General features: G+C 65.8%; 25 protein-coding genes. 3 read left to right on the top strand and 22 right to left on the bottom strand.

The genetic code is table 11. The annotated features are described in order from the left end of the window. Positions 1-125: 125 nt before the first annotated feature. The 19 genes from carB to JW897_RS02875 all read right to left on the bottom strand — a co-directional run bounded on the left by carB (position 126) and on the right by JW897_RS02875 (position 20,872). Positions 126-3,335, bottom strand: coding sequence for a carbamoyl-phosphate synthase large subunit (carB, locus tag JW897_RS02965; protein ID WP_048414209.1), 3,210 nt, complete (start codon positions 3,333-3,335; stop codon positions 126-128). A 91-nt stretch (positions 3,336-3,426) separates the two neighbouring features. Continuing rightward, positions 3,427-4,077 (bottom strand): leucine efflux protein LeuE, encoded by a 651-nt coding sequence (gene leuE, locus JW897_RS02960; protein ID WP_048414208.1) that lies wholly within the window; start codon positions 4,075-4,077, stop codon positions 3,427-3,429. 16 nt (positions 4,078-4,093) lie between these two features. Further along, positions 4,094-5,221, bottom strand: a complete 1,128-nt coding sequence (gene carA, locus JW897_RS02955; protein ID WP_205465123.1) for a glutamine-hydrolyzing carbamoyl-phosphate synthase small subunit — start codon at positions 5,219-5,221, stop codon at positions 4,094-4,096. 269 nt (positions 5,222-5,490) lie between these two features. Continuing rightward, positions 5,491-6,240 (bottom strand): type II secretion system protein N, encoded by a 750-nt coding sequence (locus tag JW897_RS02950; protein ID WP_205465122.1) that lies wholly within the window; start codon positions 6,238-6,240, stop codon positions 5,491-5,493. After that, positions 6,237-6,746, bottom strand: a complete 510-nt coding sequence (gspM, locus tag JW897_RS02945; RefSeq protein ID WP_205465121.1) for a type II secretion system protein GspM — start codon at positions 6,744-6,746, stop codon at positions 6,237-6,239. The genes JW897_RS02950 and gspM overlap by 4 nt, the downstream gene beginning before the upstream one ends. 1 nt (position 6,747) lies before the next feature. Further along, positions 6,748-7,938: a type II secretion system protein GspL gene (gene gspL / locus JW897_RS02940; RefSeq protein WP_205465120.1), complete on the bottom strand. Its 1,191-nt coding sequence runs from the start codon at positions 7,936-7,938 to the stop codon at positions 6,748-6,750. After that, positions 7,925-8,869, bottom strand: a complete 945-nt coding sequence (gspK, locus tag JW897_RS02935) for a type II secretion system minor pseudopilin GspK (protein ID WP_205465119.1) — start codon at positions 8,867-8,869, stop codon at positions 7,925-7,927. The genes gspL and gspK overlap by 14 nt, the downstream gene beginning before the upstream one ends. A gap of 29 nt (positions 8,870-8,898) precedes the next feature. Then, complete coding sequence (locus JW897_RS02930) at positions 8,899-9,474, bottom strand: type II secretion system protein GspJ (RefSeq protein WP_048414203.1); 576 nt, start codon at positions 9,472-9,474, stop codon at positions 8,899-8,901. Next, positions 9,471-9,851: a type II secretion system minor pseudopilin GspI gene (gene gspI, locus JW897_RS02925; RefSeq protein ID WP_205465118.1), complete on the bottom strand. Its 381-nt coding sequence runs from the start codon at positions 9,849-9,851 to the stop codon at positions 9,471-9,473. Before gspI ends, JW897_RS02930 begins: the two co-directional genes overlap by 4 nt. After that, entirely contained in the window at positions 9,848-10,324 is a 477-nt protein-coding gene (locus tag JW897_RS02920; protein WP_048414201.1) for a prepilin-type N-terminal cleavage/methylation domain-containing protein, read from the bottom strand. Before JW897_RS02920 ends, gspI begins: the two co-directional genes overlap by 4 nt. Before the next feature lie 14 nt (positions 10,325-10,338). Next, positions 10,339-10,782, bottom strand: a complete 444-nt coding sequence (gspG, locus tag JW897_RS02915; RefSeq protein WP_048414200.1) for a type II secretion system major pseudopilin GspG — start codon at positions 10,780-10,782, stop codon at positions 10,339-10,341. A gap of 30 nt (positions 10,783-10,812) precedes the next feature. Next, positions 10,813-11,073: a hypothetical protein gene (locus JW897_RS02910; RefSeq protein ID WP_048414199.1), complete on the bottom strand. Its 261-nt coding sequence runs from the start codon at positions 11,071-11,073 to the stop codon at positions 10,813-10,815. Positions 11,074-11,096: 23 nt separating this feature from the next. Continuing rightward, positions 11,097-12,308 carry a type II secretion system inner membrane protein GspF gene (gene gspF, locus JW897_RS02905; RefSeq protein ID WP_019100903.1) on the bottom strand — a complete coding sequence of 404 codons (1,212 nt, stop codon included), beginning with the start codon at positions 12,306-12,308 and terminating at the stop codon, positions 11,097-11,099. After that, the gene (gspE, locus tag JW897_RS02900; RefSeq protein WP_048414198.1) at positions 12,308-13,768 is read right to left on the bottom strand and encodes a type II secretion system ATPase GspE; all 1,461 of its coding nucleotides are present in this window, start codon (positions 13,766-13,768) and stop codon (positions 12,308-12,310) included. Before gspE ends, gspF begins: the two co-directional genes overlap by 1 nt. Next, positions 13,765-15,918, bottom strand: a complete 2,154-nt coding sequence (gspD, locus tag JW897_RS02895) for a type II secretion system secretin GspD (RefSeq protein WP_205465117.1) — start codon at positions 15,916-15,918, stop codon at positions 13,765-13,767. The genes gspE and gspD overlap by 4 nt, the downstream gene beginning before the upstream one ends. An 11-nt stretch (positions 15,919-15,929) precedes the next feature. Beyond that, positions 15,930-16,553 carry a hypothetical protein gene (locus JW897_RS02890; protein WP_156187835.1) on the bottom strand — a complete coding sequence of 208 codons (624 nt, stop codon included), beginning with the start codon at positions 16,551-16,553 and terminating at the stop codon, positions 15,930-15,932. Positions 16,554-17,033: 480 nt separating this feature from the next. Then, positions 17,034-18,815: an acyl-CoA dehydrogenase C-terminal domain-containing protein gene (locus JW897_RS02885; protein ID WP_048414195.1), complete on the bottom strand. Its 1,782-nt coding sequence runs from the start codon at positions 18,813-18,815 to the stop codon at positions 17,034-17,036. 371 nt (positions 18,816-19,186) lie between these two features. Further along, a complete protein-coding gene (locus tag JW897_RS02880) occupies positions 19,187-20,119 on the bottom strand; it encodes an electron transfer flavoprotein subunit alpha/FixB family protein (RefSeq protein ID WP_048414194.1) in 933 nt (310 codons plus the stop codon). Between the two features lie 3 nt (positions 20,120-20,122). Beyond that, the gene (locus JW897_RS02875; RefSeq protein WP_048414193.1) at positions 20,123-20,872 is read right to left on the bottom strand and encodes an electron transfer flavoprotein subunit beta/FixA family protein; all 750 of its coding nucleotides are present in this window, start codon (positions 20,870-20,872) and stop codon (positions 20,123-20,125) included. A gap of 318 nt (positions 20,873-21,190) precedes the next feature. On the opposite strand from JW897_RS02875, the gene JW897_RS02870 reads away from it, so the two are divergent. After that, positions 21,191-21,607 (top strand): MaoC family dehydratase, encoded by a 417-nt coding sequence (locus JW897_RS02870; RefSeq protein ID WP_205465116.1) that lies wholly within the window; start codon positions 21,191-21,193, stop codon positions 21,605-21,607. Positions 21,608-21,610: 3 nt separating this feature from the next. Here JW897_RS02870 and queG read toward each other — a convergent pair whose 3' ends face one another. Continuing rightward, complete coding sequence (gene queG, locus JW897_RS02865; RefSeq protein ID WP_338030545.1) at positions 21,611-22,693, bottom strand: tRNA epoxyqueuosine(34) reductase QueG; 1,083 nt, start codon at positions 22,691-22,693, stop codon at positions 21,611-21,613. Between queG and tsaE the strand changes: the two genes are divergently transcribed. Together tsaE and JW897_RS02855 are read left to right on the top strand one after the other, a co-directional pair. Further along, positions 22,692-23,177, top strand: coding sequence for a tRNA (adenosine(37)-N6)-threonylcarbamoyltransferase complex ATPase subunit type 1 TsaE (tsaE, locus tag JW897_RS02860; RefSeq protein WP_369700244.1), 486 nt, complete (start codon positions 22,692-22,694; stop codon positions 23,175-23,177). The genes queG and tsaE overlap by 2 nt on opposite strands. After that, entirely contained in the window at positions 23,138-24,379 is a 1,242-nt protein-coding gene (locus tag JW897_RS02855; protein ID WP_048414189.1) for an N-acetylmuramoyl-L-alanine amidase, read from the top strand. Before tsaE ends, JW897_RS02855 begins: the two co-directional genes overlap by 40 nt. A 65-nt stretch (positions 24,380-24,444) precedes the next feature. On the opposite strand, the gene yacG is transcribed toward JW897_RS02855, so the two are convergent. Together yacG and zapD are read right to left on the bottom strand one after the other, a co-directional pair. Continuing rightward, a complete protein-coding gene (gene yacG / locus JW897_RS02850; protein ID WP_048409544.1) occupies positions 24,445-24,633 on the bottom strand; it encodes a DNA gyrase inhibitor YacG in 189 nt (62 codons plus the stop codon). A gap of 38 nt (positions 24,634-24,671) precedes the next feature. Continuing rightward, positions 24,672-25,430: a cell division protein ZapD gene (zapD, locus tag JW897_RS02845; protein ID WP_048414188.1), complete on the bottom strand. Its 759-nt coding sequence runs from the start codon at positions 25,428-25,430 to the stop codon at positions 24,672-24,674. Positions 25,431-25,464 lie beyond the last annotated feature (34 nt).

Here is a 25,464-nt window from a genome sequence, read left to right as displayed (position 1 = left end):
CCAGAGGCGGCATCCGCCTTCATCAAAAGCACAAGCCGCCGTACTGGACGGCGGCTTGAAGTAGCGGGTTATGGGAGGGATTGTAACGGCAAACCCCTCCCGCTTCCAAGCCCCCGCGTCAGGACTCAGCCCTGAATCTGGCTGTGCAGTTCCTGCACGCTGTAGACGTCGAACTCCTCGGCGTGGGCCATGCCCACGCACACCGCCTTGGCGCCGGCCAGGGTGGTGTATTGCGGAATCCGCGCCTGCAGGGCCGAACGGCGGATGGAGTGGCTGTCCTGGATAGCCTGGCGTTTTTCGTCGACGGTGTTGATCAGCAGATCGATTTCCGAGTTCTTGATCATGTCGACGATGTGCGGGCGCCCTTCATTGACCTTGTTGACCACCTGCACCACGATGCCGGCCGCCGACAAATGCTTGGCGGTGCCGCGCGTCGCGCAGACGCCGAAGCCCAGCCGCTGCAGTTCGCGCGCCACTTCCACCGCGCCGTTCTTGTCGCCGTCGCGCACTGACAGGAACACCTTGCCGGTCTTGGGCAGGCGGTCGCCGGCGCCGAGCTGGCCCTTGACGTAGGCTTCGGCAAAGGTCTTGCCCACGCCCATCACCTCGCCGGTGGACTTCATTTCCGGCCCCAGGATGGTGTCCACGCCGGGGAATTTGATGAAGGGGAATACCGCCTCCTTCACCGCGTAGAACGGCGGGATCACTTCCTTGGTGAAGCCTTGCTCGTTGAGGCCGATGCCGGCCATCGCGCGCGCGGCGATCTTGGCCAGCGGCGCGGAAGTCACCTTGGAGACGAAGGGCACGGTGCGGCTGGCGCGCGGATTCACCTCCAGCACGTAGATGGTGTCGCCCTGGATGGCGAACTGCACGTTCATCAGGCCGACCACGTTCAGCGCGCGGGCCATGGCCACGGTCTGACGGCGGATTTCGTCCTGCACCGCCGGGAACAGGCTGTACGGCGGCAGCGAGCAGGCGGAGTCGCCGGAGTGGACGCCGGCCTGTTCCACGTGCTGCATGATGCCGCCGATCACCACGTTCTCGCCGTCGGACACGCAGTCGACGTCGACTTCGATCGCGTCGTTGAGGAAGCGGTCCAGCAGCACCGGGCTGTCGTTGGACACCTTCACCGCCTCGCGCATATAGCGCTCCAGATCGGCCGGCTCGTGGACGATTTCCATCGCGCGGCCGCCCAGCACGTAGGACGGGCGCACCACCAGCGGGTAGCCGATTTCCTCGGCCAGCTTCATCGCTTCGGCAGGCGCGCGCGCGGTGCGGTTGGGCGGCTGCTTCAGGCCCAGCTCGTTCAGCAGCTTCTGGAAGCGTTCGCGGTCCTCGGCGGCGTCGATCATGTCCGGGGTGGTGCCGATGATGGGCACGCCGTTGGCTTCCAGCGCGCGCGCCAGTTTCAGCGGGGTCTGGCCGCCGTACTGGACGATGACGCCGAACGGTTTTTCGATGCGGCAGATTTCCAGCACGTCTTCCAGCGTCAGCGGCTCGAAGTACAGGCGGTCCGAGGTGTCGTAGTCGGTGGACACGGTTTCCGGGTTGCAGTTGACCATGATGGTCTCGAAACCGGATTCGCGCAGCGCCAGCGCCGCGTGCACGCAGCAGTAGTCGAACTCGATACCCTGGCCGATGCGGTTGGGTCCGCCGCCCAACACCATCACCTTTTTGCGGTCGGACGGATTGGATTCGCACTCCTCTTCATAGCTGGAGTACATATAGGCGGTATTGGTGGCGAATTCGGCGGCGCAGGTGTCCACGCGCTTGTAGACCGGATGCAGGCCCAGGCTCCAGCGCTTGGCGCGCACCGCGGCCTGGTCCGAACCCAACAGCTCGCCCAGCCGGCGGTCGGAGAAGCCCTTGCGCTTCAGGCGGCGCAGCTCGGCGTAGTCCAGTTCTTCGATCTTGCGGCCGGCCAGCGCTTGTTCTTCGCCGATCAGGTCTTCGATCTGGGCCAGGAACCAGGGATCGATCTTGCTGACCGCGTGGATGTCGTCGCGGCTCATGCCGATGCGGAAGGCGTCGGCCACGTAGAGAATGCGCTCCGGTCCCGGCGTGCCCAGTTCGTGGCGGATCGCCGCTTCGTCGCTGGTGACCGGATCGAAGCCGGACAGGCCGGTTTCCAGGCCGCGCAGCGCTTTCTGCATCGATTCCTGCAAGGTGCGGCCCATCGCCATCACCTCGCCCACCGACTTCATCTGGGTGGTCAGGCGGTCGTCGGCCTGCGGGAATTTTTCAAAGGCGAAACGCGGGATCTTGGTAACCACGTAGTCGATGGACGGCTCGAACGAAGCCGGGGTGGCGCCGCCGGTGATGTCGTTCTTCAGTTCGTCCAGGGTGAAGCCCACCGCCAGCTTGGCGGCGATCTTGGCGATCGGGAAACCGGTGGCCTTGGACGCCAGCGCCGAGGAGCGGCTGACGCGCGGGTTCATTTCGATGACGATCATCTCGCCGGTGGCCGGATTGGTGGCGAACTGCACATTGGAGCCGCCGGTGTCCACGCCGATCTCGCGCAGCACCGCCAGGCTGGCGTTGCGCATGATCTGGTATTCCTTGTCGGTCAGCGTCTGCGCCGGCGCCACGGTGATGGAGTCGCCGGTGTGCACGCCCATCGGATCGAAGTTCTCGATCGAGCAGATGATGATGCAGTTGTCGTTCTTGTCGCGCACCACCTCCATCTCGTACTCTTTCCAGCCCAGCACCGATTGTTCGATCAGCAGCTCATGGGTGGGCGAGGCTTCGAAGCCGCGCTCGCAGATGGCCAGGAATTCTTCGCGGTTATAGGCGATGCCGCCGCCGGAGCCGCCCATGGTGAAGGACGGGCGGATCAGCGTCGGGAAACCCACCTTGGCCTGCGCTTCCAGCGACGCTTCCATGGTGTGGCAAACGAAGGACAGCGGGCAGGACAGGCCGATCTTGGCCATCGCTTCCTTGAAGCGGCCGCGGTCTTCGGCCTTGTCGATGGCGTCCTCGGTGGCGCCGATCAGCTCCACCTTGTATTTTTCCAGCACCCCGTTCTTGGCCAGGTCCAGCGCGCAGTTGAGCGCGGTCTGACCGCCCATGGTCGGCAGGATGGCGTCCGGACGCTCCTTGGCGATGATTTTTTCCACCACTTTCCAGGTGATGGGTTCGATGTAGGTGACATCGGCCATGTCCGGGTCGGTCATGATGGTGGCCGGGTTGGAATTCACCAGGATGACTTTGTAGCCCTCTTCGCGCAGGGCCTTGCACGCTTGCGCGCCGGAGTAGTCGAATTCGCAGGCCTGGCCGATGACGATGGGGCCGGCTCCGATGATCAGAATGCTTTTGAGGTCGCTACGCTTTGGCATGGTTCTACTCTTTATGATTGCATTTTGTTTGCCGCCAAGCCCGGACGCCTGGGACGCCCGGCGGCTTGGCGGCGAATGTTAAATCTCTGTCTTACAGGCTGGCCGCGGCCAGCTTGGCGCCGAAGCCGACGAACAGCGCGCCCACCGAGCCGCCCAGCGCCGCGCTCAGCCTGCGGCGGCGGCGGAAAGCCTGGGCCAGCCGGTGGCCGGCGACGATCAGCGCGGTCAGGTACAGCGTGCTGCACACTTCCACGATCAAGCCCAGCGCGACGAAGGTCAGCGCCGGATGCGGGTAGGCGGGATCGACGAACTGAACGAAGAAGGACACGAAAAACAGGATGGCCTTCGGATTCATCAAGCTGATCAGCAAGGCCTTGACGAAGGGGTTTTCCTCTCCCACCAGCACCGACTTGGCCTCGGCCGCCTCGCCGCGGGCGGCGCGGCGCCAGGCCGTCAGCGCGCCGCGCAGCATATTGAAGCCCAGCCAGGCCAGATAGCCGCCGCCCAGGTACTTGACCACGGCGAACAGCGCCGGGTTGGCCTTCAGCAGGCCGGCCGCGCCGGTGGCCGCCAGCGTCATCAGGATGAAGTCGCCGATGATGATGCCGCCGGCGCCGGCGAAGCCGGCGCGGGTGCCGCGCTGCGCAGCCACCGACAGCACGTACATGGAGTTCGGCCCCGGCAGCAGCACGATGAGCACGGCGCCCAGCAGATAGGTGGTGAGATCGGTAATCCCCAGCATGTTCCCGCTCCCCGGCTTAGACGCGTTCCGCCATCGAGGCGATGAAGCGGTCGAACAGATAGGCGACGTCCTCCGGCCCCGGGCTGGCTTCCGGGTGGCCCTGGAAGGAGAAGGCCGGACGATCGGTCAGCGCGATGCCCTGCACCGTGCCGTCGAACAAAGAGCGGTGGGTGACGCGCACATTGGCCGGCAAGCTGGTTTCGTCCACCTGGAAGCCGTGGTTCTGGCTGGTGATCATCACCCGGCCGCTGTCCAGATCCTGCACCGGGTGGTTGGCGCCGTGGTGGCCGAACTTCATCTTGGAAGTCTTGCCGCCGCTGGCCAGACCCAGCAATTGGTGGCCGAGGCAGATGCCGAACACCGGCAGCTTGGCGTCCAGGATGTCGCGGATGGCGGAGATCGCGTAATCACACGGTTCCGGATCGCCGGGGCCGTTGGACAGGAACACGCCGTGCGGATTCAGCGCCAGCACGTCGGCGGCCGGGGTCTTGGCCGGCACCACGGTCAGCTGGCAGCCGCGCTCGGCCAGCATGCGCAGAATGTTGTGCTTGACGCCGAAGTCGTAGGCGACCACGTGGAAACGGGTGGACGCCTGCACCTGATAGCCGGCGCCCAGCTTCCACTCGCGCTCGGTCCAGGCGTAAGGCTTGTCGCAGCTGACCACCTGGGCCAGATCCTGGCCGGCCATGGAGCCAAAGCCCCGGGCCAGCTCCAGCGCGCGCGCCTCGTCGATGTCCCCGGCCATGATGCAGCCGGCCTGGGCACCCTTCTCGCGCAGGATGCGGGTCAGCCGGCGGGTGTCGATGTCGGCGATGGCGACGACATTGTGCTGCTTTAGATAGCCGGACAAGGAGTTTTCGGCGCGGAAGTTGCTATGCAGCAGCGGCAGATCGCGAATGATCAGGCCGGATGCAAAAACGGCGCGAGATTCGGTGTCTTCCGAATTCGCGCCGACGTTGCCGATATGGGGATAAGTCAGGGTGACGATCTGTTTGGTATAGGAGGGGTCGGTCAAAATCTCCTGATAGCCGGTGATGGCGGTATTGAACACCACCTCGCCCACCGTATGTCCGGCGGCCCCGATAGCACTGCCCTTGAACACGGTGCCATCGGCCAAGACAAGGATTGCGGGTACGGTTGACACAAGCTGCTCCTATTGCGTTTGCGGCGGGTAAGGAAAAACCGGCTGCGCCGGTTTTTGTTGAGCCCGTCCGCCGGCCTGGCCGCCTCGCTCGCGCAAGGCTTCCGCCGCGACAGATGGGATCTGTCCCTACCCTAAGTTTTCGAATTGCTTTATGTGAAGAACGGGACTCGATGCCTGGCGCATCAGTCCCGTTTGGTTAAACCTTTCTATAGTAACGCCGAACCGAAAAACTCACAAGAAAAATCGATAACATGACAAATGAGCGGCAATCAGGCTCCGGGGCGGATCTGCCACTGCACGCTGGTCGGCCCGCTAGGTTTGCCCAACATCAGCATCAGCGGTTTCAAGGCGTCGTATTTTTCCGGCGGGCTGTCGGCGCTGCCGCTCAGCGCAAAGGCCGCGCCCGGCTGCCACTGTCCCTGCCCGCTCAGATTCAACGGTCCGTCCAGCGTCGACACGTTCAGCGCCACGCCCGCGCCGGCGCCGTTGACGTCCATCTGGTAGGAGCCGAACGGCGACAACGGGCTCAAGGGCGAGGCCGCGCCCAGCCAGCTCAGCTGCAGATTGCCGGCCAACTGGCCGCCCTTGCGGCTGAACTGACCGATCTTGAGCTGCAGATCGCCGCCCAAGCGCGCCGCCTGCCAGGTCTTGGACAAATTCGCCAGCGCCGCCACCGGCAGAGTCAGGTTGACGCCGTTGACCTCCATCCCGCCCCAGCCCCACTCCAGCTTGCCGTCCTGGCCGTCGCTCTCCAGCAGCCAGATCGCCCGCCCAGACAGCAAGGCCTTGGGTTGTAAGCGCCAGCCTATCCGGCTCATCGGCAACACCTCGCCCTTGTCGCCGACATAGACCAGCTGCGTCTTGCCCTGCCACACCGTGCCTTGCGCGCCGCTGAACTGCCAGCGATCGCCGGTGGCGCTCAACAGCGGCAGCGACAGCAAGCTCGCCGGCAATGCGGCGATCAGGCCGGCCAGGAACAGCGCGCCCAATAGCGCGCCCAACAATATTTTCTTTTTCATGCGCCGCCTCCGGCATGCGCCAGCAGCGCCTTGATATGCACTTGGCCCGGCATCGGCTGGGCCTCGGCCCGGAGATTGAGCACGCGCACCTGGTGCTGGGCCGCCAGCACGCCGGCCAGCTTGACCCAGGCGTCGAACGCCATCGTGCCCTCCATCGCCACGCCGGACTCGCCCTCGGGACTCAACTGCCAGCCGGCCTCGGACAGGCCCTGACTCTGCGCCACCTGGCGAATCACCGGCAACAACTCCTTGGCCGGCAGCGCCGCCTGCGCCGGCTGGCGTTTCAACTGCTCGGCCTCGCGCGCCAGAGACTGCACATGGCTCAGCTCGGCTTGCAGACGCGCCGCGGCGGCGCGGTTGCGCTCCACCGACTTGCCCGCCGGTTCCCAGACGCCGGCGTAGAGCACGCCGACGCCGAGCACGACGGCCATCGCCAGCAGCAAGGCTTGTTCGCGGCGGCTGCGCTGCCGCCAGTAGGCGGCGAATTGTTCACGATATTGCTTCATGTCAGGGCTCCCGGGACAGGCTGAGTTCTTTGGTCCCTTGCTGGGTGGCGGTCACGTCCAGGCGGATCTGCTTGGCCGCCAGTTGGCCGCGCCAGCGCTGCAAGGTCTCCGCCGGCACGTCCGCCACTTGCAGTTTGAGCCGCCCGCCCTCGTAGCTAAGGGTGCGAGTCTGCAGATCGCGGCCGCTGAGCGCCGCCAGCGCGCCCATCAGTTCCAAGGCGTCGTCCCGCGCCGGCAGGCCGTGGCTCAGCCGCAGCTTGTCCACCGCGCGCGTCATCGCCAGCGCGCTGCTGCCCGGCATCGCCTGGCCGCCGATCCAGGGTTTGGCGGCGGCGCGGATCTCCGCCGACAAGCTGTGTTTTTGCCAGGCGTACCAGCCGGCCTGGCCCAGGGTCAGCGCCAGTTGCGCCGCCAGCAGGCCGCCCAACACCAGCCCGGCGCGACGCAGCGCCGGCCCCCAGTCGCGCCAGCGGCGATTGGCCGCCAGCTCGCCGTTGGCGAAGTCGAAAGCCTGTTGCGCCTGGCCGCTGCGCCAGTCATGGGCCGCCAGCTGCCTGGGTTCGCCCTGCCACGCCGGCAGCCGCGATCCGATCAGGCCGGCCGCCTCGGCGCCGCACACGGTCAGGCTGGCCGGCGGCAGCTGCGCCGCCAGCCGCGCGAACAGCAGTTGTTCGGCCGTTTCGCCGCAGTAGGGCAGCCAGGCCGCGCGCGTGGCGCTCAGCCGCAGCAACCAGCCCTCGCCGCCGCGCGCCACGCACCAGCCGTCGCGCGCCGGCGGCGGCAGCAGGCTTTCCTCCGGCAGGATGCGGTCGCACAAGCGCCCGGCGCTCTTGAGCATGGCCACGGCGCGGCGCACCGGGAAGGCCTCGGTCACCGCCACCGCGCGGCTGCCGTCCGGCAGTTCTCCGCCCAGTGCGTAAAGATTGGCGGACGGGTCGTTGATCAGCCCCTCCTCCAGCGCGAAGCCCATCATCGCCGCCGTCGGCTGCTTGACCGCGGCCGGCAGCCTCGCCTGGGTGAACAGGGTGCGGCCGGCGGGCAGGATCAGTTCGCAGCGGTCGGCGCGCGGCCAGCCGGCCGGCGCGCTGTCGCCCTGGGCGCTGGCTTCGCCGCGCGCGCCCAGCAGGGCCCAGGGCAGCCCCGGTTCGCTATCGGGCCAGCCGGCCCGCAGATACAGTCTAAGCGTTGTCATTCTGATTTCCGTTTCCCCTGGCCGGCGGACGTCCCGCGCCGTCTTGCCGCCACAGCGTCTTCACCACGTTCATATTGCTGTAGATCAGCGCCCGCATTTCCAGCCGCGCCCGTTCCAGCCGGGCCGAGCTGTCCAGCATGAAGTAATTGGACGCCGCGGCGATGTCGGTGTCGGCGATGATGCCCGGCGCCGGCAACCGCGCCTTGAAGTCGTTGGCGTCCTTGTAGTAATTGACCTTGCGCTGGTTGAGCAAGACCAGCAAATTGCCGTCGCCGACGCCGGGCAACAAGGTTTTCATCACCGCCGGCGTGGCGGTGTTGATGTTGATCTGGCTGACGTCCGCCGGCAAAGCCGCCACGTGCGGCAGCAACTTGTCCAGCACCTCCGGGGTGTAGCCCGGCAGCCAGCGCAGCATTTCCACGCGAAGCAGCGGATGACCCGGCGCCGTCGCGCCCGGCTCCGGCGGACGGTTCTCCCCCGCCGGCTGGCTGGCGTCCTCCGAATCCTTGCCGCCGCGCAACTGCCTGACCAAGGGTTCGGACAAGCGCGTGGGCAGGCCCAGCGTGGTCAGCAGCCGCTTGTAGAACACCAGCTGCCGCGCATTGGTCTGGCCGTTCTGCACCAGCGAATTCAGATTGAAGCGGCCTTGCAGATCGCTCAACTGCCCGGACACGGTCACGCCCTGGGCCTCGGTCTGCGGCAAGGGCTGCGCCCACAGCTGGGACAAGGCCACCACGCCGTTGCCGGCCGCGCCGTTGTTGAAGCGCAGGATTTCCATCGCCCAACCCAGGCCGGCGTCGGCCACCAGGCGCAGTTGGGCGCGGTTGCGGTCGTTGTCCAGCTGATGCCACCACAGGCCCTGCTGCCACAACACCAGCGAGGCGGCGGTGGTGGCCAAGGCCACGATCAGCAAGGCCATGATCACCGCCATGCCGCGCTGCTTCCGGCTCCCCGGCCTCCTCATGGCAGCGCCCATATCCGTTTCGCCCATTCATTGCCCGGCATGCGGATGCGCATTTCCAGCGCGCGCGGACTGTGCGCCGGGCTGGCTTCGCGCGGCGGCCAGTTGTCCAGCCAGTTGCCGTCGTCCAGTAGCACGCGCCAGCGCACCGCGGCGTCCTTGCCCAGCAGGACGTAGGCGGTCGGCGCCGCGCCCTGGGCGTCGCCCGCCGCCCAGCTGAGGCCTTGCGCGCCGGCATGGTAGCTGATGCGTTCCTGGCCGCCGGGATAGCGGGCGGAAAAACTCTGCAGGGTCAGCGTCTGGCCGTCGCCGTCGCTTTGCAGCAGCAGCTGGCTGCCGCCCAGGCTCGGGCCCTGCCCTTGCGTCGGCGCCGGCATCTGGCCGGTCAGGTCGCCCTCCAGCCGCCGGAAGGCGCGCGCGGCGTCCACCCATTGCTCGCTGGTCTGCATCAGCCGCTCGCGCGAGATCAGCAAGGAGCCGAACGCCTTGTAGCCGAGCACCGACAGGATGGCGAGCAAGCTCATCGCCACCAGGATCTCGATCAAGGTCATGCCGCGCTGCCGGCCGCGCCTCACGAGCCGCCTCCGATGTTCATGCGCAAATAGCCGGTCATTTCGGCCAACACGTAGCGGCCGTCGCCCTGGGCCAGCACCCGCACCACCACTTTGCGGAAATTGGGATTGGGCGTCTGGCTGACCACGCGCTGCCAGCGCCAGCGCGCGCCGTCGTCGTCCAACTCTCCCGCCTGCTCGCCCACGTCCGGCCATTCGCGGCGCGCCTGCATCAGCGCGATCATGTTCTGCGCCTCCCAGGCCGCCTGCATCCGCCGCTTCATGCCCTCGCCGTTGTCTGCGGCCAGGCCGGTGGCGCGCAGCAGCGCGCCCAAGGCCACCGCGATGATGGCCAGCGCCACCAGCACTTCGAACAGCGTAAATCCGCGCTCGCGCTTCATGAGCCTTCGTCCACCCGGCTGCGCCCCAGCGGCGACAGGGTCACGGCCAGGCCGCGCGTCTCGGTCTTGATCTGCAAGGCCAGCGCGTTGGCGCGCCCGTCCTGCCACAAGGGCAGCGGCCGGCCCGCCGGCCAAGGTTGGCCGTCCAGCAACAGCGCCCCCCCGTGCACGCCCTCCGGCCACAGCCGGTCGGCCAGCAATTCATCGTTGGCGCCGCCCCAGTCTCCATTGTCGCCGCGGCGGCGGAAACCGTAGCCCTTGGCGTCCCACATCAGCGCCAGCGGGTCCCCCATTTCGGCGGCGTCGGCCGCCTGCTCCAGCACCCGCGCCAAACGGTAGGCTTCGTCCGAGGCCTGGCGATGGGTGTCCGGCCGCATGCTCAGCGTCACCGTGGTGGCCAGCACCCCGATGATCAGCATCACCACCATCACCTCGATCAGGGTGAAGCCGCGCGCCGAAAAGGAGGAGTTCATCGACGACTCCGGTCTTACTTGACCGCGTCCCAGTTGCCGATGTCCGCGTCCACGCCCTCGCCGCCCGGCTCGCCGTCGGCGCCGAAGCTCCAGATGTCGATTTCGCCGTGGGTGCCCGGATTGGCGTACTGGTAGGGATTGCCCCACGGGTCCTTGGGCAGGCGCTCCAGATAGCCGCCCGGCTTCCAGTTTTTCGGTTCCGGCGCCGAGCTCGGTTTCTGCACCAAGGCCTGCAGGCCCTGCTCGCTGCTGGGGTAGCGGCCGTTGTCCAGCCGGTACAGTTTCAGGGCCTGGCTCAAGGCGCCCAGGTCCTGCTTGGCGGCGACGGCGCGCGCCTCGTCCGGACGGCTCATCACCTTGGGCACCACCAGCGCCGCCAGTACGCCGAGAATCACGATCACCACCATGATTTCGATCAGGGTGAAGCCTCGCTGGGCCGCTTGGGAAAGGTGTCGCATATCTACTCCTACTACCGAGGTTTCAAGGGGTCAAAACAGGGAGGGTCCGTCGCCGGACAGCTCCCAGACGCCGGCGGGTCCGGCATTGGCCGGCTTGAGCTGGCCCAGCTTCCTCAGCTCGCTCGCCGCCCAGCTCATATCGTATTGCCAGGTGTAAAACAAGTCGGTGCCTTCCAGCTCGCGCCCGCGCGCATGCCAGATGTGCTTGGCCACCGTCAGCCGGTCCGCCTTGCCGCCGTGGGCGGCCAGCGCCTCCAGCACCCATTGCTGTAAAACTGCCTTGTGAGACATTGCCGTGCTTCTTTCCGCGAAAATCAATGCACCATCTGGTTCATGTCGATGATGGGCATCATGATGGCCAGCACGATCAACAAGACCATGCCGCCCATGAACAGGATCAGCAGCGGCTCCATCAGCGTGGTGAAGGTGGCGAGCTTGCGCTCCACCTCCTGCTCCTGCTGCTGGGCGGCGCGGTCCAGCATATGCGCCAGCGTGCCGCTGGATTCGCCGCTGCCGATCAGATGGATCAGCACCGGCGGGAATTGACGGGTGGCGTGCAGCGCGCGCGACAGCGCCACGCCTTCCCTCACCTTGGCCATCGCCTCGCTGACCGCGTCCTGCATCGGCAACAAGGTCATCAGGCCGCGCGCGGTTTCCAGCGCGGTCAGCAGCGGCACGCCGCTGCCCACCAGGATGGACAGGGTGCTGGCCATGCGCGCGGTGTTGAGCGCGCGCAGCAGGCGGCCGAACACCGGCAGCTTCAGCAGCCGGGCGTGGAAGCGCCGCTTCAGCGCCGGCGCGCGCAAGGCGCGCACGGTCAGGAACAGCGCGGCGACGATGCCGGCCAGCAGCGCGACGCCCCACTGGCGCAGAAAATCGCTGGCGGCCACCAGCGCCCGGGTCAGGAAGGGCAAGGTCTGCTTGGTCTGCGCGAACACGCTGACCACCTGCGGCACCACATAACTCATCAGGCCTGCCACCACCAGAATGGCCACCACGGTGACCACGGCCGGATAGGCCATCGCCAGCATCACTTTTTGCTGGGTGTTCTGGCGCTTGTCCAGATATTCGGCCAAACGCGCCATCACGGTGTCGAGGTGGCCGGATTGCTCGCCGGCCTGCACCAGCGAGCGATACAACGGGAAGAACACGCCCGGCGCGGCGGACAGCGCCTGGGCGAAGCTCTTGCCTTCCAGGATGTCGCTGCGCAAAGCCGCCAGCACGGTGCGGCTGCGCGGGTGTTCGCACTGCTCGGTCACCGCGGTCAGCGCTTTTTCCAGCGGCAGACCGGCGTTGAGCAGAGTGGACAGCTGTTCGGTGATCATCACCAGTTCGGCGCGCGGCAAGCCGCGGCGCAGCGCCGAGCTGCCGGCGTCGCCGTTCTTGGCGCTGACGCTTTCCACCTCCAAGGGCAGCAGGCCGCGCTCGCGCAGCTGGCTGCGCGCGGCGCGCGCGGAGTCCGCCTCCAGCAAGCCCTTCTGCTCCTTGCCGGCGGGGTCGAAAGCGGTAAAACGGAAGGCGGCCATCAGTTCCTCGTCACCCGCATGATTTCTTCCAGCGAAGTTTCGCCGGCCTTGACCCAGCGCAGGCCGTCGTCGCGCAGCGAGCGCATGCCGTGGCGGGCGGCGTAGTCGCGCATTTTCTGCTCGGAAGCGCGATCGTGGATCAAGCGCTGCAATTGATCGTCGACCAAGAGCAATTCATAAACGCCGTAACGTCCCTTGTAGCCGGAATGGCCGCAGTTCGGGCAGCCGGCCGGCCGGTAGTGCGGCGTGTTCTCCTCGCCCTCCAGCGGCACCGGATGCGGCGTCTTGCAATGCGGGCACAGCCGGCGCACCAGCCGTTGCGCCATCACGCCCAACAGGCTGGACGCCAACAGGAAGGGCTCGACGCCCATGTCCACCAGCCGCGTCACCGCCGAGGCGGCGTCGTTGGTGTGCAGCGTGGCCAGCACCAGGTGGCCGGTCAATGAGGCCTGCACCGCGATCTGCGCGGTTTCCAGATCGCGGATCTCGCCTATCATCACCACGTCCGGATCCTGGCGCAGAATCGCGCGCAGCGCCTTGGCGAAGCTCATGTCGATGCGCGGATTGACCTGGGTCTGGCCGACGCCGTCCAGGTGGTATTCCACCGGGTCCTCCACCGTCATGATGTTGGTGTGGCGCGCGTCCAACCGCGACAAGGCCGCGTACAGCGTGGTGGTCTTGCCCGAGCCGGTGGGACCGGTGACCAGCAGGATGCCGTGCGGCTGGCGGATCACCTTGTCCACCGCCTGCAGCGTGTCCGCCGCCATGCCCAGCGTGGCCAGGTCCAGGCGGGCGTTCTCCTTGTCCAGCAGGCGCAGCACCACGCGCTCGCCGTGGCTGGTGGGCAGCGTGGACACCCGCACGTCCACCGGGCGGCCGCCCAGACGCAGCGAGATGCGGCCGTCCTGCGGAATGCGTTTTTCGGCGATGTCGAGATTGGCCATGATCTTGATCCGCGACACCATCGCCGCGTGCAGCGCGCGGTGCGGGCTGACCACGTCGCGCAGCGAGCCGTCCAGGCGGAAGCGCACCACCGAGCGGTCTTCGAAAGCCTCGATGTGGATGTCCGAGGCGCCGTCGCGCAGCGCCTGGGTCAGCAAGGCGTTGATCATGCGGATGATGGGCGCGTCGCCCTCGCTTTCCAGCAAATCCTCCACCGTCGGCAGAGACTCCACCATCTGGGTCAGGTCCAGATCCTGGCCGATGTCGTCCACCACCTCGGCCGCAGCGCCGTCGCGGTTGGCGTAATGCTCGGACAGGCGCTTGTCGAACAAGGCCGCCTCCAACGTCTCGACGCTGGCCAGCCCCTGGCCGTGCAGACGCAGCACTTCGGCCCAGGCCTCGGGCCGGCAGTCTTCACGCAGCAGCAGATGGCGGCCGCTTTCGCCGTCCAGCAGAATCACGCCGTTGGCGCGCGCGAACGGGAAACCCAGCGCCGGCGACAGCTTGGGCTTGTTCATTTCTGCTGCGCCTTCAGGCTTTGTTCCAGCGTCGAGCGGATGCCGCTCTCCGGCAGGGACTTCAGCGCCGAATCCAGGTTCATCTGCAGCTTTTCCTTCTCCGCCTTATGGCCTTCGCCGATGATGTAGTTGTAGCGATCGGTGGCGATGGAGCGCGCGCCCAGATCGTCACGAACGATGGTGGGCTTGATGAAGATCATCAGATTGGTCTTGTCGCGCTTCTTGTTGCTGTAGCGGAACAAGGCGCCCAGCCACGGGATGTCGCCCAAGAGCGGCACCTTGCTTTCATTGTCGCTGACCGCTTCCTGCAGCAGGCCGCCGATGGCGATGATGCCGCCGTCGTCGACATTCGCGATGGTTTCTATCATCCGCTTATTGGTGGTCGGACCTTGCGGGTTTTTATCGGTGCCCGGCACGATGGTGGATGCTTCCTGCAGAATCTTCATGCGGATGGAGCCGCCTTCGGAAATCTGCGGGGTGATTTCCAGGTTGAAGCCTATGGTCTTGCGGTCATAGGTCTGGAAGGGATTGACCGAACCGCTGCTGCTGCTGCCGGTATTACTGTACTGGCCGGTCAGGATAGGCACTTCCTGGCCAATCTGGATCTTGGCCTTCTCATTGTCCATCGCCATCAGCGACGGGCTGGACACGATGTTGCCGCCCATTTCGGTCTCCATCGCCCGGGCCAGCGCGCCCATGTTCAACACGGTGCCGATGCCGGGGATGTTGACGGTGCCCTTGACCCAACCGATATTGAGGCCGGCGGAGCCGGCCAGCGTGCCCAGGGGGGTGGCGGCAGCGCCGGTGCCGCCGGCCAACGTTCCGCCGGACAAACCGATGATCCCCGGGTTGGTGGTGCCGGGAAAGTTGGTGCCGCCGAACACGCCGGCGCCGTTGCCGTTGAGCGCGCCCAAGGCCTGCCATTGCACGCCCAACTCCATCACCCGCTGCGCGGCCACTTCCACCACCAGCGCCTCCACCATCACTTGGGCGCGGCGCTTGTCCAGCAGGTCGATGACGTTGCGCAGATTCTGGTACATGGAGTCCGGCACGTTCAGGATCAGCGCGTTGTTGGTGGGATCGGCCTGGATCATCGATCCGCCGCCGCCGGCCCCGCTGCCGGAGGCGCTGGACGCGCTGTCGCCGCCCACCGGACTGGCAGCCTGCGCGGCGCTGGCGGAGCCGCTGGACGAGGAGGCGGAGCCGCTGCCCGAGCCGCTCTGGTTCAGCAGGCTGGAACTGGAGCCGCCGTTGGTGCTCACCGCGGTGCGGCCCTGCAAGGGGCCGGCGTCGCCGGTCATCAGCGCGCGCAGCGTCTGCGCCACCTTGCCGGCCTCGGCGTTCTTCAGATAGACCACGCGCACATTGGCGCCGGCCTGGCTGGGCTGGTCCAAGAGCTTGAGCAAGCTTTTGATCTTGCCTATCTTGCCCGGGGTGTCGGCGCGCACCATCAGCACATTGGCGCGCGCGTCCGGAATGATGGTGGTCTTGCCGCCGTCGGCGCCGGCGCCGCTGTCCTGCAACAGCTTGTTCAGGCTGCCGGCCAGCTCCACCGCGGAGCCGAACAGCACCGGCACCACCACGGTGTCGCCGGCGGCGGCGCTCTCGATCGAATCGATGATGGATTCGATGCGCTGGATGTTGTCCGCGTAGTCGGTGACGATCAGCGCGTTGGACTGCGGGTAGGCGGCGATGGTGTTGTTGGGCGACACGATGGGGCGGATCACCGGCACCAACTGGTTGGCGTTGCCGTACTTGAGCGTGAACACCTTGGTGATCAGGCGGTCGCCGTCGCCGCGCGGAATGCCCTTGCTGGCCTTGGCGTGCAGCTTGGCGTCGGCTTCCGGCACGATCTTGACCACGCCGCCGCCCTCCACCGCGGAAAAGCCCTGCAAGCGCAGCGAGGACAGCAGGATCTGGTAGGACAAGGCGCGCGGCACCGGCTTGCTGGACACGATGTTGACCGTGCCCTTGACCCGCGGGTCGATGATGAAGTTCTTGCCGGTGATCTCGCCTATCGCCTTGACCACGGTTTCGATGTCGGCGTTGACGAAGTTGAGCATCACTCCGTCGTTCTGCGGGGTGGCGGCCAATGCGGCGTTGCAACCGTAGACCAGGGCCAGGATGGCGACGAGTTTGTGGATACGCATATTCAGTCTTCTTATTGGCGAACCATGCTGGCGGAATCCAGCCCAGGTTGCGGCGGGGTTTCAGGATTCACAGGAACCACAGCGGGGGGCGAAACGGGAGCCTGGGAAGGAGGGGAAATCGGCGGCGGCATCGCCGGCGGGACATTGCCGACGACGGCGCCCGCGCCGGGCACGCGTTCGACCAGCGGCACGAACTGCTCGCTGCCGCCGGAGCGCATCAGCACGCCGGAGGCGGTGATCTGGGCAAGCTCCCAGCCGTCCGGCGTCGTCTTGCCCAGCAGCAGGGCCACCGAGCGGCCGTTGTCGTCTATCACCGCGAAGCCGGGCGCGCCGGAAGCCTGCGGCGCGTAGACGCCGATCAGCTTGACCGGCGGCAAGGCCACCGCCTGTTGCGCCACCGGCTCGCCGAACCAATGCGCCATCGCCACATTGGCGGCGGCGGACTGCGGCGCCGGCTCGCTTAAGCCGCGCCATTGCTTGGCGGCGGGTCCCAGCAAAGGCGCGGCGGCGGTGCCCAGCCATGCGGCGGCGCCTGCCAGCGCCAGCCAGGGCAAAGCGGCGACCAGACGCCCCAGCGTCGCGGCCGACGGCAATAACCGCTTCCCCTTTTCACTCCAATGGACCACTTGCTTCATTGCATCCTGGCTTCTGTATTCATTCTTGAAATCTAAGCGCGGACCTTGCGGCCAAGTTCAAGCGGACGCCCGCGCCGTGGTGGAATCGGCCGGGGTTGGGCTCAAGCATGGCTGTGAGTCATGCAGCGGATTATTTGCACGCAATCAGGATACGGTCAATCCGAAAAAAGACCGAATTGCATAGCCAGGCAATATTCAAGCGAATATCAGCGCGCCATGCGATAAATTCTTCTATTAAGAACTATTTTTCCGCCTGATTTCGCACACCCCCCGTAGCTAGGGGCGGAGCAAACACTATGCGGCAAAATATTTTTAATGACAAACGGTTTTTGCTGTCGCGCCGCAGCATCCCGCAACAAGGTCTTTGCCATTATCTCAAAGCCCGATTACAAGCTCATGCAAGAATCGCTCTTGCGTCGGCCAGGCAACAAAAAACGCCGCGGAACCCCCGCGGCGTTTGTTTCGCGTCTTCGTCCAGCCTCAGAACCAGGCTTCGTTCATCTCCAGCACGCTGTCCGCGCCCTCCACGATGGCGGCCGCCAGGCCGCCCGCCTGCGGCAGCAGATGCTCGCCGTAGAAACGCGCGGTGGCCAGTTTGGCGCGCATGAAGTCATGGTCGGCCTCGCCCTCGCTCAGCTTATCCTTGGCGATCAAGGCCGCGCGCGCCATCTGCCAGCCGCCCAGCACGATGCCCATCAGTTTGAGGAAGGGCACCGATCCGGCCGCCGCCCGCTGCGGCTGCCCGGCGAAGGTCTCCAGGATGAAGTCTACGCTGCGGCGCGCCTGCTTGACCGCTTCGTCCAGATTGTCCGCCAGGCTGGTCAAGCCGGCCGCGCGCAGCTTGGCCGCGCAGCCTGCCGCCTCCTCCAGCAAGGCGCGGGCGGTGACGCCGCCCTCGCCCGCGGTCTTGCGGCCGATCAAGTCCAGCGCCTGGATGCCGGTGGTGCCTTCGTAGATGGCGGTGATGCGCGCGTCGCGGTAGTACTGAGCGACGCCGGTTTCCTCGATATACCCCATGCCGCCGTGCACCTGCAGCGCCAGACTGGTGATCTCGTTGGCCTGCTCGGTGTTCCAGCCCTTGACGATGGGGATCAGGAAATTGGCCAGCGCCTGGTTGCGCGCCTTCTCGCTCGCCACCGGATGGCGCGCGGCGCGGTCCAGCGCCGCCGCGGTGTACAAGGCCAGCGCGCGCTGCGCCTCCACCTGGGCGCGCATGGTCAGCAGCATGCGGCGCACGTCCGGATGCTGAATGATGGCCACGCCGGCCGGATCGGGCGAACCCACGGCGCGGCTCTGCACGCGCTCGCGCGCGTATTCCACCGCCTTCTGGTAGGCGCGCTCCGACACCGCCAGACCTTCGATGCCCACGCCCAGCCGCGCGTGGTTCATCATGGTGAACATATAGTTCAGGCCCTTGTTGGCTTCGCCGACCAGATAGCCGACCGCGCCGTCCTGGTCGCCGAAACTCATCACCGCGGTGGGGCTGCCGTGGATGCCCAGCTTGTGCTCCAGCGACACGCAGCGCACGTCGTTGCGCGCGCCCAGGCTGCCGTCGGCCTTGACCAGGAATTTGGGCACGATGAACAAGGAAATGCCCTTCACCCCGGCCGGCGCGTCCGGCAAGCGGGCCAGCACCAGGTGGACGATGTTGTCCGCCATATCGTGCTCGCCCCAGGTGATGAAGATTTTCTGGCCGCTGATGCGGTAGCTGCCGTCAGCCTGAGGCAAGGCCTTGCTGCGCACCTGGGCCAGGTCGGAGCCCGCTTGCGGCTCGGTCAGATTCATGGTGCCGGTCCAGGCGCCGCTGGACATCGGCGGCAGATAGACGTTCTTGAGTTCGTCCGACGCATGATGGTGGATGGCCTCGATCGCGCCCAGGGTCAGCAGCGGCGCCAGCGAGAAGGCCAGGTTGGCGGAACACCACATCTCCTCGGCAGCGGTGGCCACCAAGGCCGGCATGCCCTGGCCGCCGTAGGCCTCCGGCGCGCGCAGGCCCACCCAGCCGGATTCGACGTACTGCTGCCAGGCGTCCTTGAAGCCGGGCGCGGCGCTGACTTCGCCGTCGCGCCATTTGGCGCCCTGATCGCCCTGTTTGTTGATCGGCGCCAGCACGCCTTCGGCGAACTTGGCGCCCTCCTCCAGAATGGCGTCCACCAGTTCCACCGAGCATTCGCCGTAGCCCGGCAGGCCGCAGATGGCCGGCAGCTCGGCCAGCTCGTTGAGCGCGAATTGGATGTCCTTGATCGGTGCTTGATAAATCATCGCCTTCTCCTCGTGTTTGGATGGCTGGGATGGCCAACACAAGCGGCCATCGGTTTCTCTTCGCAGACATGAAAAAGCCGGCAAACGCCGCGACGGGTCCGGCCCGCATCGGGCCGATGACTGCGCGCGGACGTGCCGGCTGAATATTCTTGTACCGTGCGGCCATGCGGCGCGCCCGGCCCGCAGAACCGGTTTACGATCTGCTGCGCGTTGAGAGAGCTTGCGCGGTGAGTTCCGCTTCGAAATGCTGACGCGCCACCGGCGCATTCCGCTTTCTCAGCTGTTTTCGCCCTGTTTCTCTCTGGCTCGCGAGCGCGTAAACACGTTCTTAAAGTCCGCGCCGGCGAGAGACTCGCGGCGCGGACGCGGGATTATTTGGACAACTCGGCCATCAGCTCCGGCACCACGGTGAACAGATCGCCGACGATGCCGTAATCCGCCACCTGGAAGATAGGCGCTTCCTCGTCCTTGTTGATGGCGACGATCACCTTGGAGTCCTTCATGCCGGCCAAGTGCTGGATCGCGCCGGAAATGCCGACCGCGAAGTACAGCTGCGGCGCCACCACCTTGCCGGTCTGGCCCACTTGGTAGTCGTTCGGCGCGTAGCCGGCGTCCACCGCGGCGCGGGAAGCGCCGACGGCGGCGGAGAGCTTGTCCGCCAGCGGATCGATCACCGCCTTGAACTGCTCTTCCGAACCCAGCGCGCGGCCGCCGGAAACGATGACCTTGGCCGAACCCAGTTCCGGGCGGTCTGACTTGGTCAGTTCCTGGCCGACAAAGCCGGACAGCTGCGCGTCTGCGGCCGCTGCCACGGTTTCCACCGCGGCGGAACCGCCCTGGCCCGCCGCGTCGAAGGCGGTGGTGCGCACGGTGATGACCTTGATCGGGTCGGCGGACTGCACGGTGGCCAGCACGTTGCCGGCGTAAATCGGCCGCACGAAGGTGTCGGCGGACTCGATGGCGACGACCTCGGAGATCTGCGCCACGTCCAGCAAGGCGGCCACGCGCGGCAGCAGGTTCTTGCCGAAGGAGGACGCCGGCGCCAGCACGTGGCTGTAGCCCTTGGCCAGGCCGGACACCAGCGCGCCCAGGTTCTCGGCCAGGCCGTGCGCGTAGTGCGCGGCGTCGGCCAGCAGCACTTTGGCGACGCCGGCCACGCTCTTGGCGGCCTCGGCGGCGGCGGCGGCGTTGTGGCCGGCCACCAGCAGGTGCACTTCGCCCAGCTTGGCGGCGGCGGTAACGGTGTTCAGAGTGCCTGCTTTCAGGCCCTGGTTGTCGTGTTCAGCGATAACGAGAATGGCCATGGCTTACAGCACCTTTGCTTCGGTTTTCAGTTTGGCGACCAGCTCGGCGGCGTTGGCCACCTTGATGCCGGCGCTGCGCTTGGAAGGCTCGGCCACCTTCAGCGTCTTCAGACGCGGAGCGGCGTCCACGCCCAGCTCGGCCGGCGTGGTCTTGTCCAGCGGCTTTTTCTTGGCCGCCATGATGTTGGGCAGCTTGATGAAGCGCGGCTCGTTCAGGCGCAGGTCGGCAGTGACCACCGCCGGCAGACGCAGCTTGACGGTTTCCAGACCGCCGTCGATCTCGCGGGTGACGTCCACGGTCTCGGCCGACAGCTCCACCTTGGAGGCGAAAGCGCCCTGGCCCCAGCCCAGCAGCGCGGACACCATCTGGCCGGTCTGGTTGGCGTCGTCGTCGATCGCCTGCTTGCCCACGATCAAGAGCTGCGGCTGTTCCTTGTCCGCCAGCGCCTTCAGCAATTTGGCCACCGCCAGCGGCTGCAGCTCCACGTCGGTTTCCACCAGGATGGCGCGGTCGGCGCCCATCGCCAGCGCGGTGCGCAGCGTTTCCTCGCATTGCTTGACGCCTAGCGACACCGCGACGATTTCGCTGACCTTGCCGGCTTCCTTGAGACGCACCGCCTCTTCCACCGCGATTTCGTCAAACGGGTTCATCGACATCTTGACGTTGGCGATATCCACGTCAGTGCCGTCGGCCTTGACCCGAACCTTCACGTTGTAATCCACAACGCGTTTCACAGCGACTAGAACTTTCATATTCCTCCAACAAACCTCTGGACATCTCTAAAAGAAACCTGGAGCGGCTCGACGCCGCCGCCGCGCCGCCAAGCGCGGCCGTTTCAGAAATGCCGCCGTCTGGATTGATCGAACGCGGAAGCAGCAATTGCCGAAGCAAGGCTGATTATGCCCCAAGCACAAATTCAAACGAGCGTTTGGTTGATTTGTATTGCATACAGCGTGGCAAAAACGCAACTTATCGCCGATAGTACGTGATTTCTCGGTAATTTGCATTTCGGCCAAAAGCTGTCACAATGCACTGCAACATTTTCTCGTCATATCAAGTCAGGAGCGGTCATGACTGTTTGGTTTGAAGATCTTAGCCTCGGCGATTTCGCCGAGTTCAGCAAGACCATCACCGAAGCCGACGTGCTGATGTTCGCCGCCGTCTCCGGCGACAACAACCCGGTGCACATCAATCAGGAATACGCGGAAACGACGCCGTTCGAGACCCGCATCGCGCACGGCATGCTGACCGCCAGCCTGATCTCCACGGTGGTGGGCACCCAGTTGCCCGGCCACGGCACCATCTATCTGTCGCAATCCACCCGTTTCAAGGCGCCGGTGCGCATCGGCGACACCGTGACCGCCCGCGCCACCGTGATCGAACTGAATCCGGAAAAGCACTTCGTCAAACTGGCGACCCAGTGCTCGGTCCGCGGCAAGGTGGTGCTGGAAGGCGAATCCCTGGTCAAGGCTCCCAGCAAGAACTGAGATTCAGACCAAGACCCCGTGCCGGCTCAGCGCCCAGCGCACCGGCTCGGCCACCATCTCGTCGGGAAAGTCCAAGCGCGCGCGCAGCCCCGCCACCACTTCCGGCGTGGTGGGCGCGTTGCCCAGGCCCACCGCCAGGTTGGACAGCCATTTGTGATAGCCGATGCGGTAAATCGGGCTGCCGGCCATCTTCTCCTTGAACTCAGTCTCGCTCCAGGCGAACAACTCTAGCAAGCTCACGTCGTCCAGACCATGACGCACCGCAAAATCGGTCTCTTGGGTATCGACCGCGAAACGGTTCCATGGACAGAACAACTGGCAATCGTCGCAACCGTAAACGCGGTTGCCGATCAAGGGCCGCATCTCCTCCGGAATCGCCCGCTTCAGCTCTATCGTCAGGTAGGAAATGCAGCGGCGCGCGTCCACGGTATAGGGCGCGACGATGGCCGCGGTGGGACAGACATCGATGCAGCGGGTGCAGCGGCCGCAATGGCCGTCCTCCGCCTCGTCCTCCGGCAAGGGCAGATCGGTGAAGACCTCGCCCAGGAAAAACAGCGAGCCCTCGTTCTTGGTCAGCAGCAAAGTGTGCTTGCCGCGCCAGCCCAGGCCGGCCTGCGCCGCCAGCGCCACCTCGGCCACCGGCGCGCTGTCGGTGAACACCCGGTAGCCGAAATCGCCGATCTCCCGCTTGATTCGGTCCGCCAGCGCCTGCAGCCGGTTGCGCAAGACCTTGTGATAATCGCGCCCCAGCGCGTAGCGCGATAAATAGGCTTTGCCGCCGTCGGCCAGCACTTCGGCCGAGTCGCGCGCCTGCGGCCAGTAATGCATGCGCAGGGAAATGACGGACAGGGTGCCGGGCACCAGCTCCGCCGGCTTGACCCGCAAGGCGCCGTGACGGGCCATATAGTCCATCTCGCCGTGATGACCGGCGGCCAGCCAGGCGTTCAACTTCTGTTCCGCCTCCGGCGGCAAGCCGGCGCGACCGATTCTGGCGTCGGCAAAGCCCAATTCTCGCGCCCAGGCTTTGATTTGGCGCGCCAATTCGGGATAATCCGGTTTTTGTAAAGAGTTTTCGGTCATGGCCATGGATGATACCAGCGTTCGCTGCGGCTACCTGGAAGATGAAACCGCCACCCTGGCGCTGGGCAAAGCCTTCGCCGAAGCGGCGCAAGCCGGCCTCGTCGTCTATCTATTAGGCGACCTGGGCGCCGGCAAGACCACGTTCACGCGCGGCCTGCTGACCGCGCTCGGTCATGCCGGCAAGGTCAAAAGCCCCACCTATACTCTGGTGGAGAGCTATCCTTTTCCTCACTATAGCGTGCACCATTTCGACCTGTACCGTTTCGCCGACCCGGAGGAATGGGAGGATGCCGGCTTCCGCGAATACTTCGGCCCGGACAGCCTGTGCCTGGTTGAATGGCCGGACAAGGCGGCGGATTTGCTGCCGCGCGCCGATATCGTGCTGGAACTAGCCGTGGCCGGAAATGGTCGCAATTATCGTTTACTCGCCCACTCAGAAACCGGACAGTCATGCCTGATTCGACTTTCGACCCCCTCCGCCGCCGACTGATCGGCGCGGCCGCCGCCACCTTCATGCTGTCGGTGAGCCGCGTCGGCTTTGCCGCCGGCAGCCAGATCGTCGCCCTGCGCATCTGGCCGGCGTCGCTTTACACCCGCATCACGCTGGAGGCCAGCGAGGCCATCCAATACAAGCAGTTCACCATCGCCAACCCCAACCGGCTGGTGATCGACCTGCAAGGCGTGCAACTCAATAGCGTGCTGAAAGACATCGGCAGCCAGATTGCCGCCGCCGACCCCTATATCAAGACCGCGCGCGCCGGCCAGTTCGATCCGAACACCGTGCGCCTGGTGCTGGAATTGAAGGCCAACGTCACGCCGCAAGCCTTCACCATGGTGCCGGTGGCCGAGTACAAACACCGGCTGGTGGTCGACCTCTACCCGGCCGACGGCAAGCAGGACGATCCCCTGCTCGCGCTGCTGCAGGACTACAACAAGGGCAAGCTGGAACAGCCCGCGCCGCAGATCAAGCCCAAGAAAAAGGACAGCAACCGCCCGATCATCGTGATGCTGGACCCGGGCCATGGCGGCATAGATCCCGGCGCCGTCGGCCTGAACGGCACCCGCGAGAAGGACGTGGTGCTGAGCATCGGCAAGCAGTTGAAGCGAATGATCGATGCGGAAAGCAATATGAAGGCCTATATGACCCGCGACGAGGATGTGTTCATCCCGCTGGGCGTACGGGTGGCCAAGGCGCGCAAGCTGAACGCCGACCTATTCGTCTCCATCCACGCCGACGCCGCGCCCAACCGCGCCGCGCGCGGTTCCTCGGTGTTCGCGCTGTCGGAAAAAGGCGCGACCAGCGCCTTCGCCAAAGCCCTGGCGCAAAGCCAGAACGACGCCGACCTGGTGGGCGGCGTCAAGATAGGCAGCAAGGACAAATACCTGGCCCACACCCTGCTGGACCTGACTCAGACCGCCACCATCAACGACAGCCTAAAACTGGGCAAGACCGTGCTGGGGCACCTGGGCGGCCTCAACAAGCTGCACAAGAGCGCGGTGGAACAGGCCGGCTTCGCGGTGCTGAAAGCGCCGGACATTCCGTCCATCCTGGTGGAAACCGCCTTCATCTCCAATCCGGAGGAAGAGCAGCGCCTGCTCAGCAGCGATTTCCAGCAGCAAATGGCCAATGCCATCTTCACCGGCATGAAGGGCTATTTCTCCCAAGGCGCGGCGCTGGCGGCCAGAGCCTGAGTTCGCGCCGCGGCCAAAGCAAAACAGGTCCCTGAAGGGACCTGTTTTTCATTGCGGCCGGGCGCTCACTCGCCGCGGCTCGCCTCGCTCGGCGATTCTTCCTGCGCCGGCACCCGATAGCTTTCCGTCGCCCACTCGCCCAAATCGATCAGCCGGCAGCGCTTGCTGCAAAACGGGCGGAACTGGCTTTGCGGCTCCCAGCGCACCGGAGCGCGACAGGTGGGACAGGCGACAACGCGTACAGAATCAGACATGGCTTCTCAAAACGGGGGCAAAGACCGGCGCGCGCCGGTCAGAACTTGCAATTGGTCAGGTGAAACTCGACATCCTGCTCGGTCTGCCGCGGCCGGGACTCCCCGGTCACCGCGCTGACGAAGCGGATATTGAGCGCGTATTTATTGGCGGACAGTTCGGGCAGCAACTCCAGGCCGCCGTCGTAGGCGACGCGGATCAGCTGCACCACCTTGCCGCCGGACATCTGCTGGAACACGCCGCGGCGCGCCACGTAATGGTGGGTCTTGCCGCTGTCGCGCAACAGGGTCAGCAGAATGCCCGCCGCCTCCGCGGTGGGCATCAACGGCGACGCCCAGCGCTTGATGTCCTGGCGCCGCACTTCGGCCGACTTCTGCTGCCACTGGTGATAAGACGGCAAATCGAACTGGCAGGTGCCGCCGGGAATGCCGGCGCGCTGCTTGATCGCCATCAGCCACTCGTTCTCGCGCAGATGCTGGCCGAACTTGCCGGTCAAGGCCAGCAGGCGGGTGGACGCGTGCTCGATGTCCTCCAGCACGCCCTCCAGGGTTTCCTCCGCCACCTGCGGATTCTCGCGCAGCGCTTCCAGCATCTGTTTCTGCCGCTCCAATTCCTGCAGCAGATCCGCCTTCAAGTCCGCGCGCGAGGCGGTTTCCATCAGCTCGAACAAGACCAGCAGGGCCGCATGGTGATCATACGGATGGTCCTTGCCGATGAAATACCCAAGACGTGCGTAGAGATGCTCCAGGCGGAGCAGGATGCGGGTTCGCTCGGTGACGGGAAACTCAAAACTGATCACGGCGCATCGGCCCTTCTGCTTGGCTCGCGAGAGC

Origin of the sequence: Chromobacterium alkanivorans (genome assembly GCF_016937655.1) — a bacterium.
Classification (GTDB): domain Bacteria; phylum Pseudomonadota; class Gammaproteobacteria; order Burkholderiales; family Chromobacteriaceae; genus Chromobacterium; species Chromobacterium alkanivorans.
Note: the sequence above shows the minus strand (reverse complement) of the source record. Positions and strands in the feature narration are given on the sequence as shown.